This is a genomic window from Bradyrhizobium sp. BRP20 (assembly GCF_020194215.1).
GTDB classification, from domain to species: Bacteria; Pseudomonadota; Alphaproteobacteria; order Rhizobiales; family Xanthobacteraceae; genus Bradyrhizobium; species Bradyrhizobium yuanmingense.
The window spans coordinates 241,184-253,151 of sequence record NZ_JADYVY010000006.1; the positions used below are offsets into that span (position 1 = coordinate 241,184).

Here is an 11,968-nt window from a genome sequence, read left to right on the forward strand (position 1 = left end):
TCCGCGCGAACAGAAGGACAGGGGAGGATCGACATGAGTGACGGCAAGACCGGACTGGAATTGCGTTCGCTGCTCAAGAAGAGCGGCGAGCTGGAATTGTCTCTCGTGACGGTCCCGATCGCGGAGCCGGCCGACGATGAGGTCGTGGTTCGCGTCGAGGCCACCCCGATCAACCCGTCCGATCTCGGGCTGCTGATCGGACCCGCCGACATGTCGGCCGCCAAGGCTTCCGGCACCAAGGAGATGCCGGTCATCACTGCCACGATGCCGGAGGCGGCGATGCGGATGATGGCGGCGAGATTCGATCAGTCGCTGCCGGTCGGCAACGAGGGCGCCGGCACGGTGATACGGACCGGATCGTCGGATGCGGCCAAGGCCCTGATGGGCAAGACGGTGTCGATGATCGGCGGCGCGATGTACACGCAGTACCGCGTGCTGAAGGTCCGCGACGTCATGGAGCTGCCGCCGGGCACCACGGCGGCGGACGGCGCCTCCTGGTTCGTCAATCCGCTGACCGCACTCGGCATGACCGAGACGATGCGGCGGGAGAACCACAAGGCGCTCGTGCACACGGCCGCCGCCTCCAATCTCGGTCAGATGCTCAACAAGATCTGCATCAAGGACGGCATCGGCCTCGTCAACATCGTCAGGAACAAGGAGCAGGCCGACATCCTGCACAAGATCGGCGCAAAGTACGTCGTGGATTCCAGCGCGCCCAGCTTCATGGACGATCTGACCAACGCGCTGGTCGAGACCGGCGCCACCATCGCCTTCGACGCCATCGGCGGCGGCAAGCTGGCGAGCCAGATCCTGACCGCGATGGAGATCGCAGCCAACAAGACCGCGAAGGAATACAGCCGCTACGGCTCCAACGTGTACAAGCAGGTCTACATCTATGGCAGCCTCGACACGCGGCCGACGGAGCTGAACCGCTCGTTCGGGCTCAGCTGGGGCGTCGGCGGCTGGCTGCTCACGCCATTCCTTCAGAACATTGGTCCGGCCGAGATCGGCCGCCTGCGCCAGCGCGTGGCGTCCGAGCTCAAGACCACCTTCGCCAGCCATTACACCAAGGTGGTGTCGCTCGCCGAGGCGCTCGATCCCGCCAACATCGCGGTCTACGCCAAGCGCGCCACCGGCGAAAAATTCCTGATCAACCCGAACAAGTGATCGCTTCGGACCGTTACCGACGGACATCAGGCCGCCGCTTGGCGGCCTGATTGCTGTCGATCTTGGCCGGATGAAGCGCGCGCGCACCCATTTCCAGAAACGCAGCGTTTCCAAATCGGACCAGTTCATGCACTTGCATCTATTGGCCCGGATGGCTTAAGTGCCGTCCCGGCATTCCCGCTCGAGCCTTCAAGGACACCCAATGGCCTACAACATCGTCACGATCGCTGGCAGCCTGCGCAAGGACAGCTTCTCGCTCAAGATCGCCAATGCGCTCGCCAAGCTTGCGCCTGCCTCGCTCAAGCTCGAGGTGATCACGCCGGCCGGCATCTCGTTCTTCAACCAGGACCTCGAGAGCGCGCCGCCCGCGGACTGGCTCGCCTTCCGCGAGAAGCTCAAGACGTCGAATGGCGTCCTGTTCGTCACGCCCGAATACAACCGCTCGATCCCGGGCGTTCTGAAGAATGCCATCGACGTCGCCTCGCGCCCCTACGGCAAGAGCTCGTTCCTCGGCAAACCGGTCGGCATCATCTCCAATTCGCCGGGGCTGCTCGGCGGCGTCAGCGCGGCCAAGCATCTGCAGAACATCCTGCCGGGCATTTCCGGTCCGGTCCTTCAGCAGCCGGAAATCTATCTCAGTAGCGTCGGCGATGCCTTCGATGCGGACGGCAACCTGACCAAGGACTCCCTCAAGACGGTGCTGCAGCAATACATCGACGCCTTCGCCGCGCATGTGGCGAAGAATCAGGGCTGAGCTTCCGGCCAAGCCGACGCTCCGTCATGCCCGGGCTTGTCCCGGGCATCCACGTTCTTCGTTATCGCCGGCAAAGCACGTGGATGGCCGGGACAAGCCCGGGCATGACGCGTCGTGGGGATAGTGCCTCGTTCTGGCAATTAGCACTCCCTTAACCAACCTGTCCCATCTTCCGAAGATGGTCTCCCGCGCGCGCCTGAAATCGATCCTGACCGGTCTTGCCCTCTATGCGATGGCGGCGGCGATCGTCGGCTATTTCGGCGTCAACGCCTACACCGGCAAATACGGTCTCAACGCCCGCCAGGAGCTCGACCAGGAGATCATCGCCCTGACCAGCGAGCTGGCTCAGCTCAAGCGCGAGCGCGCCAGAAGCGAACAACGGGTGTCGCTGCTGCGGTCCGAGAAGATCGACCCGGACATGCTGGACGAGCGGGCGCGCTTCCAGCTCGACTATGTCCATCCGCGCGATCTCGTTCGAATGATCCCGGCGAACTAGCGGCATCCGCAGCTTTCGAACGCCGCAGGGAAAGTCGCTGCTGACATCCGACCACCACAACTTTGCCTCCTCCTGCGAAGGTCGTAACCCCCGAACCGGGCGGTTCCCTTGACGGCGGCGCCGCGGCGGGCTCATGCCTTTGCTGGCGCGCGCTGAAGTTGACGCAGATCAACCGGGGAGCACCGGCGCGTCCTACAATCGATATCCGGAGGAAACTGTGATGAATGGGACAATGCCCCGGCATCACGCGGCCCGCGTCGAGGCCGCCATCGCGTCAGGCCAGGCGGCCCGGTCCGCGCTCGTGGCCTCGTGGCGCCGTTCCTCCCGATTGCACCATCTCGATCCCGGCGGCCACGCCGCGCCGATGCGGCTGACCGAAGCCGAGCTGCAGCAGGCGCGCGAGCGCATCGCGCCGCTTCTGGCGGCCGCCCAGGGCGCCATGGACCGGCTTTATCAGGCTGTCGGCGCTGCGGGCTGCTGCGTGCTGCTCGCCGATCGCGAGGGCGTGCCGGTCGATCGCCGCGGCACGGTGGCGGACGATGCGACGTTTCAGTCCTGGGGCCTTTGGACCGGTGCACTCTGGAGCGAGGAGCACGAGGGCACCAACGGTATCGGCACCTGCCTCGTCGAGCAGCGTCCGCTGACCATCGATCGCGACCAGCACTTCTTTGCGCGCAACACGCTTCTGAGCTGCACCGCCGTTCCGATCTACGATCACGAGGCGGCGCTCGCGGGCGTGCTCGACGTCTCCTCCTGCCGCGCCGACCGCACCGACGCCTTCGCCAGCCTGATCGCGCTCGCGGCAGGCGAGGCGGCCAAGCGGATCGAGGCCGACCTGTTTCGCAAGGTCTTCGCCCATGCCCGCATCGTGCTGACACAGGCGGCGGATGGAAGCTGCGGCGGCCTCGTTGCGGTCGATGCGGACGATCTGGTGATCGGCGCAACGCGCTCCGCCCGGCTGGCGCTCGGCATCGTGCCCGGCGGTGCGTTGCGGCCGGTGCCCGCGGCCGATCTTCTCGGCGGCGATGCCGCGCGCGATCATCTTGCCGGTGGCCAGCGTGCGGTACTGCAGCGGGCGCTGCTCCGCGCCGGCGGCAATGTCTCCGCCGCCGCCAAGGCCCTCGGCGTCAGCCGCGCGACGCTGCACCGGAAGCTGAAGCGGTTCGAGCTGAACCACTGAGCTCAGCCGTCATTGCGAGCGCAGCGAAGCAATCCAGAATCTTTCCGCGGAGGGACTCTGGATTGCTTCGCTGCGTTCGCAATGACGGTAGGGTGGCTGTGAGCGCTCCATCTCACGCTTACCTCGTCCACGACTGTCGCAGTTCTGCGACAGGTCGGCTCCGCCATCGCGTCCGCCCGGGCTGACAGACATCGCCTCCCGCATCATCGTCGGCGCAAGTCGCAAACAGGCGACGACAAAGCGCAAACAGCAACATCGGGAGTGATCAATGAACAAGGTGGAATTCCTCAGCGTCACCAAAGTGCCCTTTGCCGAACGCTACGACAATTTCATCGGCGGCAAGTTCGTCACGCCGATCTCCGGGAAATATTTCGACAATGCCTCGCCCCTGACTGGCCAGGTCGTCTGCAAGATCGCGCGGTCCGACGCGCAGGACATCGAGGCAGCGCTCGACGCGGCGCATGCCGCCAAGTCCGCCTGGGGCCGCACCAGCGTCGCCGAGCGCGCCGCGGTCCTGAACCGGATCGCCGACCGCATGGAAGAGAACCTCGAGCGCCTCGCGATTGCCGAGACCTGGGACAACGGCAAGCCGATCCGCGAGACGCGCGCCGCCGACCTGCCGCTCGCGATCGACCATTTCCGCTATTTCGCCGGTGTCGTCCGCGCCCAGGAAGGCTCGATCGGCGAGATCGACCACGACACCATCGCCTATCATTTCCACGAGCCGCTCGGCGTGGTCGGCCAGATCATTCCCTGGAACTTCCCGCTTCTGATGGCCTGTTGGAAGCTCGCGCCGGCGCTGGCCGCCGGCAATTGCGTGGTGCTCAAGCCCGCCGAGCAGACCCCGGCCTCGATCATGGTCTTCGCCGAGATCATCGCCGACCTGCTGCCGGCCGGCGTGCTCAACATCGTCAACGGCTTTGGCCTCGAGGCCGGCAAGCCGCTGGCGTCGAGCCCGCGCATCGCCAAGATCGCCTTCACCGGCGAGACCACGACGGGCCGGCTGATCATGCAATATGCCAGCCAGAATCTGATTCCTGTCACGCTCGAGCTCGGCGGCAAGTCGCCGAACATCTTCTTCAAGGACGTCACCGCCGAGGACGACGATTTCTTCGACAAGGCGATCGAGGGATTCGTCATGTTCGCGCTGAACCAGGGCGAGGTCTGCACCTGTCCGAGCCGGGCGCTGGTCCACGCCGACATCTATGACCGCTTCATGGAGCGGGCGCTCAAGCGCGTCGCTGCGATCAAGCAGGGCGATCCGCGCGATCCCACCACCATGATCGGCGCGCAGGCCTCCAGCGAGCAACTCAGCAAGATCCTCTCCTATATCGACATCGGCAAGCAGGAGGGCGCCAAGGTGCTGGCCGGCGGCGGACGCGCCGATCTCGGCGGCGATCTCACCGGCGGCTTCTACGTCCAGCCGACCGTGTTCGAGGGCCACAACAAGATGCGAATCTTCCAGGAGGAGATTTTCGGCCCCGTCGTCTCGGTCACGACCTTCAAGACCGACGAAGAGGCGCTCGCGATCGCCAACGACACGCTCTACGGCCTGGGTGCCGGCGTTTGGAGCCGCGACGCCAATCGCTGCTACCGCTTCGGCCGGGAGATCCAGGCCGGCCGGGTCTGGACCAATTGCTACCATGCCTATCCCGCCCATGCGGCGTTCGGCGGCTACAAGCAGTCGGGCGTCGGGCGCGAGACCCACAAGATGATGCTCGATCATTACCAGCAGACCAAGAACCTCCTGGTCAGCTACAGCCCGAAGAAGCTCGGCTTCTTCTGATCGGATCGGAGAGGGCGGCGCCGCTTCGGCGCCGTCCGCTCCGCATGTCGGGATTGGCGTCGTGCACTGTTCTTGATCCGGTCACGAATCTGCGCGCGCGATGGCGCTCATAGATTTGTTGCCCGATCAGCGCCAAAGATTTTGCAATATTTCGATCACGTTGCAGTGCGGCATAATGAAAGTCGTGCCATGCCGCCGCGGTGCTTTCCAAGGGCGTTTGACTTGGGTTAGAGAGGGCGAAAGTTTTCTCTGACCCGGAATTCCCATGGCCGCACCCAAGAAAGCCGCCGCAAGCGCTCCACAGGACAAGACCGACGGCGGTTCGCCCCCGGAATTCACGAAGGAGCAGGAACTCAAGGCGCTCCGCGACATGCTCCTGATCCGGCGCTTCGAGGAAAAGGCAGGCCAGCTCTACGGCATGGGTGCCATCGGCGGCTTCTGCCACCTCTATATCGGCCAGGAGGCCGTGGTGGTCGGCATGCAGATGGCCCTCAAAGAGGGCGATCAGGTCATCACCGGCTATCGCGACCACGGTCACATGCTCGCGACCGGCATGGATGCCAACGGTGTCATGGCCGAGCTGACGGGACGTCGCGGCGGTTATTCCAAGGGCAAGGGCGGCTCCATGCACATGTTCAGCAAGGAGAAGCACTTCTACGGCGGTCACGGCATCGTCGGCGCCCAGGTCTCGCTCGGCACCGGCCTCGCCTTTGCCAACCACTATCGCGGCAACGACAATGTCAGCGTCACCTATTTCGGCGACGGCGCGGCCAATCAGGGCCAGGTCTATGAGAGCTTCAACATGGCGGAGCTCTGGAAGCTGCCGGTGATCTACGTCATCGAGAACAACCGCTACGCCATGGGCACCTCGGTCTCGCGCGCCTCGGCACAGCAGGATTTTTCCAAGCGCGGTGCGTCCTTCAACATCCCGGGCAAGCAGGTCGACGGCATGGACGTCCGCGCCGTGAAGGCGGCGGGCGAGGAGGCGGCGGCCTGGTGCCGTGGCGGCAAGGGTCCTTTCATCCTGGAGATGCAGACCTACCGCTATCGCGGCCACTCGATGTCCGATCCCGCAAAATATCGCACACGCGAGGAGGTCGAGAAGGTTCGCCACGACCAGGATCCGATCGAGCAGGTTCGCAATCGGCTGCTCGCTGCCAAGGTCAGCGAAGCCGATCTCAAGGCGATCGACGCCGAGGTGCGCGACATCGTCAACGCCTCCGCCGATTTCGCCCAGCATGATCCCGAGCCGGATGCCGCCGAGCTCTGGACCGACGTGTACCGCTGAACGCGCGCAAGCTTTCTTTGGAGAAGATATGCCAATTCAAGTGCTGATGCCCGCGTTGTCGCCCACGATGGAGAAGGGCAACCTCGCCAAATGGCTGAAGAAAGAGGGCGAGACGATCAAGTCCGGCGACGTCATCGCCGAGATCGAGACCGACAAAGCGACCATGGAGGTCGAGGCGACCGACGAGGGCACGCTCGGCAAGATCCTGATCCCCGAGGGCACCGCTGACGTCGCGGTGAACACCCCGATCGCGACCATTCTCGCCGACGGTGAGAGCGCGGCTGATCTCGCCAAGGCACCCGCAGCGGCGGCGAAGGCTGCGGAGTCCGCGCCGCCGGCCGCAGCAAAGGCCGAGGCGCCCGCGCCGAAAGCCGCGCCTGCTCCCCAGGCCGTCGCCGAGCCCGATCCGGAAGTCCCCGCCGGCACCGAAATGGTGACGCAGACCATCCGCGAAGCGCTGCGCGATGCCATGGCCGAAGAGATGCGCCGCGACGCGGACGTGTTCGTGATGGGCGAAGAAGTTGCCGACTATCAGGGCGCCTACAAGGTGACCCAGGGCCTGCTCCAGGAGTTCGGTGCCAAGCGCGTGATCGACACGCCGATCACCGAGCACGGCTTCGCGGGCGTCGGCGTCGGTGCCGCGATGACCGGTCTCAAGCCGATCGTCGAGTTCATGACCTTCAACTTCGCCATGCAGGCGATCGACCAGATCATCAACTCCGCGGCCAAGACGCTCTACATGTCCGGTGGCCAGATGGGCTGCTCGATCGTGTTCCGCGGTCCGAACGGTGCGGCCGCGCGCGTTGCCGCCCAGCACAGCCAGGACTATTCGGCGTGGTATTCGCACGTCCCGGGCCTCAAGGTGGTGGCGCCGTATTCCGCCGCGGACGCCAAGGGCCTGCTCAAGGCTGCGATCCGCGATCCCAACCCGGTGATCTTCCTCGAGAATGAGGTGCTGTACGGCCACACTGGCGAAGTCCCGAAGCTCGACGACTTCATCATCCCGATCGGCAAGGCGCGCATCGTGCGCGCCGGCAGTCACGTCACGATCATCTCCTGGTCGAACGGCATGACCTATGCGCTGAAGGCTGCGGACGAGCTCGCCAAGGACGGCATCGAGGCCGAGGTGATCGACCTGCGCACGCTGCGCCCGATGGACACGGAGACCATCATCAACTCCGTGAAGAAAACGGGACGTGCGGTTACGGTGGAAGAGGGGTGGGCCCAGAGCGGCGTCGGCGCCGAGATCGCCGCGCGCATCATGGAGAACGCCTTCGACTATCTTGATGCGCCGGTGACGCGCGTGTCTGGCAAGGACGTGCCGATGCCCTATGCCGCGAACCTGGAGAAGCTCGCGCTGCCCTCGGCGGCGGACGTCGTCGAGGCCGCTAAAGCCGTCTGCTACAGGTAGACCATGGCAGGCCCCAAGGAGCAGCCACTGCCGCCAGACGTCATGACCCGCGACGACGCGGTCGAGATCCTGCGCGTGTTCGTCCTGGACGGTGGGCTGTCGATGGCGTTCCAGCGCGCCTTCGAGGAGCCGGACATGTGGGGCCTCCTGCTCGTCGATCTCGCACGTCATGCCGCGCGCGCCTATGCGCGCGAGAGCGAATATACCGAGGAGGACGCGCTGAACCGGATCCTCGACATGTTCCAGGCCGAGATCGAGCGCCCCACCGACACGGGCACTACCACGCCACGCGGCAAGGGGCACTGACCATGGCGATCGAAGCCTATCATTACGATTTCATGCTGGAGGCGATCCGCGAGGCGGAAGCCTCGATCGCGCAGGGCGGCTTGCCGATCGGCGCGGTGCTGACGCGCGACAACAAGATCATCGCCCGCGGCCACAACAACCGCGTGCAGGAGAACAATCCGATCCTGCATGGCGAGATGAGCTGCCTGCGCGAGGCCGGCGCGATCTCGTTCCACGACACCGTCATGTACACCACGCTGTCGCCTTGCTCGATGTGCGCCGGCGCGCTCGCGCTGTTCAAGGTCAAGCTGGTGGTGATCGGGGAATCCGTCACCTTCGAAGGCTCCAAGGACATTCTCGACAAGTTCGGGATTCCGTGGATCGACCTTGCCGACGACCGCTCCATCACCATGATGAAGAATTGGCGTTCCATCCCTGCCAATGAGCGCCTGTGGCAGGGCGACATCGGCAACTAAACCTGGTCTGTTCGTCGCCGCTGTCGGATGACGACGTTTTGCAAAGTTCTTCTTGAGGTCAGCATGCCCATCAACATCCTGATGCCCGCTCTCTCGCCGACGATGGAGAAGGGCAACCTCGCCAAGTGGCTGAAGAAGGAGGGCGACAAGGTCAAGTCCGGCGACGTCATCGCCGAGATCGAGACCGACAAGGCGACCATGGAGGTCGAGGCGATCGACGAGGGCACGATCGCCAAGATCCTGGTGCCCGAGGGCACGCAGGACGTTCCGGTGAACGACGTGATCGCGGTACTCGCCGGCGAGGGTGAGGACGTGAAGGCTGCAGGGAGCGCCAAGCCCAGCGCTTCGGCCGCGCCGCCGAAGGCTGCTGAGGCTCCTGCTTCGCCGGCTCCCGCGCCTGCGCCTGCCGCACCGAAAGCTGCTGCGCCCGCCGCGGCACCCGCGCAGCAGGCTGCAGCTCCGGCAGCGCAAGCCAATGGTCATGGCGGCCGTGTATTCTCGTCGCCGCTGGCGCGCCGTCTCGCCAAGGAGGCCGGCATCGATGTCGCCCTGGTCGCCGGCACCGGTCCGCACGGCCGCGTGGTCGCCCGCGACGTCGAGCAGGCCAAGTCCGGCAAGGGTCTGAAAGCGCCCGCCGCGGCACCGTCAGGCGCGCCTGCGATCGCGCCGACCATGTCGGACAAGCAGATCCTGTCGCTGTTCGAGCCCGGCTCCTACGACATCGTCCCGCATGACGGCATGCGCCGCACCATCGCCCAGCGCCTGACCGCATCGATCCAGAACGTCCCGCACTTCTACCTCACCATCGACTGCGACATCGGCAAGCTGCTCACTGCCCGCGAGGAGATCAACGCCGCCGCGCCGAAGGACAAGGAGAAGAAGCCGCTCTACAAGATCTCGGTCAACGATTTCGTCATCAAGGCGATGGCGGTCGCGCTGCAGAAGATCCCGAACTGCAACGTCAGCTGGACCGAAAGCGGCATGGTCAAGCATCACCATTCCGACGTCGGCGTTGCCGTCGCGATGCCCGGCGGCCTGATCACGCCGATCATCCGCAAAGCGGAGACCAAGACGCTCTCGACCATCTCCAACGAGATGAAGGATTTTGCCGCGCGCGCCCGCTCGCGCAAGCTCAAGCCGGAGGAATACCAGGGCGGCACCACGGCCGTTTCCAACCTCGGCATGTACGGCATCAGCCACTTCACTGCGGTGATCAATCCGCCTCATGCCACGATCCTTGCGGTTGGCACCAGCGAGGAGCGTCCCGTGGTGCGCGGCGGCAAGATCGAGATCGCGCACGTGATGAGCGTGACCTTGTCCTGCGATCACCGCGCTATCGACGGCGCGCTCGGCGCCGAGCTGATCGGCGCGTTCAAGCAGCTGATCGAAAACCCCGTGATGATGATGGTCTGAAGCGGCGGCAGAGGGGGCGACCTTGCATGTCCGGACCCGCTGGCCATGGATATCGCTATTGCTCGGAGTCATCGTCGCGCTCCACCCCGTCGGGCTCGATTTTCTTCACTCTGCGTTCTTTGCCGGTGAGCAGCTGGCACGGAACATCGCCCAGCCGATCGTGCTCACTGCGCTTGCCATCGTAGTCCTGGTGGTGCTGCTCGAATGGCTGGTGAGGTCTTTTCTGGTCAAGCGCCGCGCCCGCGGCGCTTCTTGAGTTGAACGGGAGCCGCTATGGCCGACACATCCTTCGACGTCATCATCATCGGCTCCGGCCCCGGCGGCTATGTCACCGCCATCCGCGCCGCGCAGCTCGGCTTCAAGACCGCGATCGTCGAAAAATCCTATCTCGGCGGCATCTGCCTCAACTGGGGCTGCATTCCGACCAAGGCGCTGCTGCGTTCGGCCGAGATCTACCACTACATGCAGCACGCGAAGGACTACGGGCTCTCCGCCGAGAAGGTCTCGTTCGATCCGAAGGCGGTGGTGCAGCGTTCGCGCGGCGTCTCCAAGCGCCTCAACGACGGCGTCGGCTTCCTGATGAAGAAGAACAAGGTCAGCGTGATCTGGGGCGCGGCCTCGATCGATGCGCCCGGCAAGGTCACGGTGAAGAAGTCCGACGTCGAGGGCCCGAAGGGCGCGCTAGGCGAGGGGACCTACCAGGCCAAGCACATCATCGTCGCCACCGGTGCGCGGCCGCGCGTGCTGCCCGGCCTCGAGCCGGACAAGAAGCTGGTCTGGACCTATTTCGAGGCGATGGTGCCGGAGCGGATGCCGAAGTCGCTGCTGGTGGTCGGCTCCGGCGCGATCGGCATCGAGTTCGCCTCGTTCTTCCACACCATGGGAAGCGACGTCACCGTGGTCGAGGTGCTGCCGCAGATTCTGCCCGTCGAGGACGCCGAGATCGCGGGCCTCGCCCGCAAGCGGCTGGAGAAGCAGGGCATCAAGATCATGTCCTCGACCAAGGTCACCAAGCTGGAGAAGAAGGCCGACAGCGTCCTCGCCGCCATCGACGACGGCAAGGGCAAGCCTGTCACATCAGAGTTCGAGCGCGTGATCTCGGCGGTCGGCGTCGTCGGCAACATCGAGAATCTCGGCCTGGAAAAAGTCGGCGTGAAGACCGACCGCGGCATCATCGTGGTCGACGGCTACGGCAAGACCAACGTCCCCGGCATCTACGCGATCGGCGACGTTGCCGGCCCCCCGATGCTGGCGCACAAGGCCGAGCATGAGGGCGTGATCTGCGTCGAAGCGATCAAGGGCCTCAATCCGCATCCCCTCGACAAGAACATGATCCCGGGCTGCACCTATTGCCACCCGCAGGTTGCATCGGTCGGCTTGACGGAAGCCAAGGCCAAGGAGAACGGCCGCGAGATCCGCGTCGGCCGCTTTCCCTTCGTCGGCAACGGCAAGGCGATCGCGCTCGGCGAGGATCAGGGCCTGGTCAAAGTCATCTTTGACAGGAAGACCGGCCAACTGCTCGGGGCCCACATGGTCGGCGCGGAGGTCACCGAGCTGATCCAGGGCTACGTCGTCGCCATGAATCTGGAGACGACGGAAGAAGAGCTGATGCACACGGTCTTCCCGCATCCGACCCTATCGGAGATGATGAAGGAAGCCGTGCTGGATGCGTATGGACGGGTGTTGAACATTTGAGGGGCGAGCGCGTCGCC

General features: G+C 64.9%; 12 protein-coding genes. All 12 read left to right on the forward strand.

Annotated features, from left to right (window positions below):
• Nucleotides 1-33 precede the first annotated feature (33 nt).
• The 12 genes from I6F33_RS16835 (at nucleotide 34) to lpdA (ending at nucleotide 11,951) form a co-directional block, all read left to right on the forward strand.
• Nucleotides 34-1,167 (forward strand): zinc-binding dehydrogenase, encoded by a 1,134-nt coding sequence (locus tag I6F33_RS16835; RefSeq protein ID WP_225140006.1) that lies wholly within the window; start codon nucleotides 34-36, stop codon nucleotides 1,165-1,167.
• Between the two features lie 202 nt (nucleotides 1,168-1,369).
• Entirely contained in the window at nucleotides 1,370-1,921 is a 552-nt protein-coding gene (locus I6F33_RS16840; protein ID WP_225112505.1) for an NADPH-dependent FMN reductase, read from the forward strand.
• Between the two features lie 178 nt (nucleotides 1,922-2,099).
• Entirely contained in the window at nucleotides 2,100-2,417 is a 318-nt protein-coding gene (locus I6F33_RS16845) for a septum formation initiator family protein (protein WP_025036496.1), read from the forward strand.
• Between the two features lie 220 nt (nucleotides 2,418-2,637).
• Nucleotides 2,638-3,597, forward strand: coding sequence for a GAF domain-containing protein (locus I6F33_RS16850; RefSeq protein ID WP_225143391.1), 960 nt, complete (start codon nucleotides 2,638-2,640; stop codon nucleotides 3,595-3,597).
• Between the two features lie 268 nt (nucleotides 3,598-3,865).
• A complete protein-coding gene (adh, locus tag I6F33_RS16855) occupies nucleotides 3,866-5,383 on the forward strand; it encodes an aldehyde dehydrogenase (protein WP_225143393.1) in 1,518 nt (505 codons plus the stop codon).
• 265 nt (nucleotides 5,384-5,648) lie between these two features.
• A complete protein-coding gene (pdhA, locus tag I6F33_RS16860) occupies nucleotides 5,649-6,671 on the forward strand; it encodes a pyruvate dehydrogenase (acetyl-transferring) E1 component subunit alpha (protein ID WP_036025165.1) in 1,023 nt (340 codons plus the stop codon).
• A gap of 28 nt (nucleotides 6,672-6,699) precedes the next feature.
• Complete coding sequence (locus I6F33_RS16865) at nucleotides 6,700-8,082, forward strand: pyruvate dehydrogenase complex E1 component subunit beta (protein ID WP_225143395.1); 1,383 nt, start codon at nucleotides 6,700-6,702, stop codon at nucleotides 8,080-8,082.
• A gap of 3 nt (nucleotides 8,083-8,085) precedes the next feature.
• Entirely contained in the window at nucleotides 8,086-8,388 is a 303-nt protein-coding gene (locus tag I6F33_RS16870; protein WP_008547332.1) for a DUF5076 domain-containing protein, read from the forward strand.
• Nucleotides 8,389-8,390: 2 nt separating this feature from the next.
• Nucleotides 8,391-8,843: a nucleoside deaminase gene (locus tag I6F33_RS16875; protein ID WP_225143397.1), complete on the forward strand. Its 453-nt coding sequence runs from the start codon at nucleotides 8,391-8,393 to the stop codon at nucleotides 8,841-8,843.
• A gap of 63 nt (nucleotides 8,844-8,906) precedes the next feature.
• Nucleotides 8,907-10,256: a pyruvate dehydrogenase complex dihydrolipoamide acetyltransferase gene (locus I6F33_RS16880; protein WP_225143399.1), complete on the forward strand. Its 1,350-nt coding sequence runs from the start codon at nucleotides 8,907-8,909 to the stop codon at nucleotides 10,254-10,256.
• 49 nt (nucleotides 10,257-10,305) lie between these two features.
• Nucleotides 10,306-10,512, forward strand: coding sequence for a hypothetical protein (locus I6F33_RS16885; protein WP_225143517.1), 207 nt, complete (start codon nucleotides 10,306-10,308; stop codon nucleotides 10,510-10,512).
• Between the two features lie 17 nt (nucleotides 10,513-10,529).
• A complete protein-coding gene (gene lpdA, locus I6F33_RS16890) occupies nucleotides 10,530-11,951 on the forward strand; it encodes a dihydrolipoyl dehydrogenase (protein ID WP_225143400.1) in 1,422 nt (473 codons plus the stop codon).
• Nucleotides 11,952-11,968: the final 17 nt, after the last annotated feature.

Bases quoted from the DNA above. Each gene is read 5' to 3' on its own strand.
- lpdA (WP_225143400.1), top strand. From the start codon at position 10,530: ATGGCCGACACATCCTTCGACGTCATCATCATCGGCTCCGGCCCCGGC.
- I6F33_RS16880 (WP_225143399.1), top strand. From the start codon at position 8,907: ATGCCCATCAACATCCTGATGCCCGCTCTCTCGCCGACGATGGAGAAG.
- I6F33_RS16865 (WP_225143395.1), top strand. From the start codon at position 6,700: ATGCCAATTCAAGTGCTGATGCCCGCGTTGTCGCCCACGATGGAGAAG.
- I6F33_RS16840 (WP_225112505.1), top strand. From the start codon at position 1,370: ATGGCCTACAACATCGTCACGATCGCTGGCAGCCTGCGCAAGGACAGC.
- I6F33_RS16870 (WP_008547332.1), top strand. From the start codon at position 8,086: ATGGCAGGCCCCAAGGAGCAGCCACTGCCGCCAGACGTCATGACCCGC.
- I6F33_RS16835 (WP_225140006.1), top strand. From the start codon at position 34: ATGAGTGACGGCAAGACCGGACTGGAATTGCGTTCGCTGCTCAAGAAG.
- I6F33_RS16850 (WP_225143391.1), top strand. From the start codon at position 2,638: ATGAATGGGACAATGCCCCGGCATCACGCGGCCCGCGTCGAGGCCGCC.
- adh (WP_225143393.1), top strand. From the start codon at position 3,866: ATGAACAAGGTGGAATTCCTCAGCGTCACCAAAGTGCCCTTTGCCGAA.
- pdhA (WP_036025165.1), top strand. From the start codon at position 5,649: ATGGCCGCACCCAAGAAAGCCGCCGCAAGCGCTCCACAGGACAAGACC.
- I6F33_RS16875 (WP_225143397.1), top strand. From the start codon at position 8,391: ATGGCGATCGAAGCCTATCATTACGATTTCATGCTGGAGGCGATCCGC.
- I6F33_RS16845 (WP_025036496.1), top strand. From the start codon at position 2,100: ATGGTCTCCCGCGCGCGCCTGAAATCGATCCTGACCGGTCTTGCCCTC.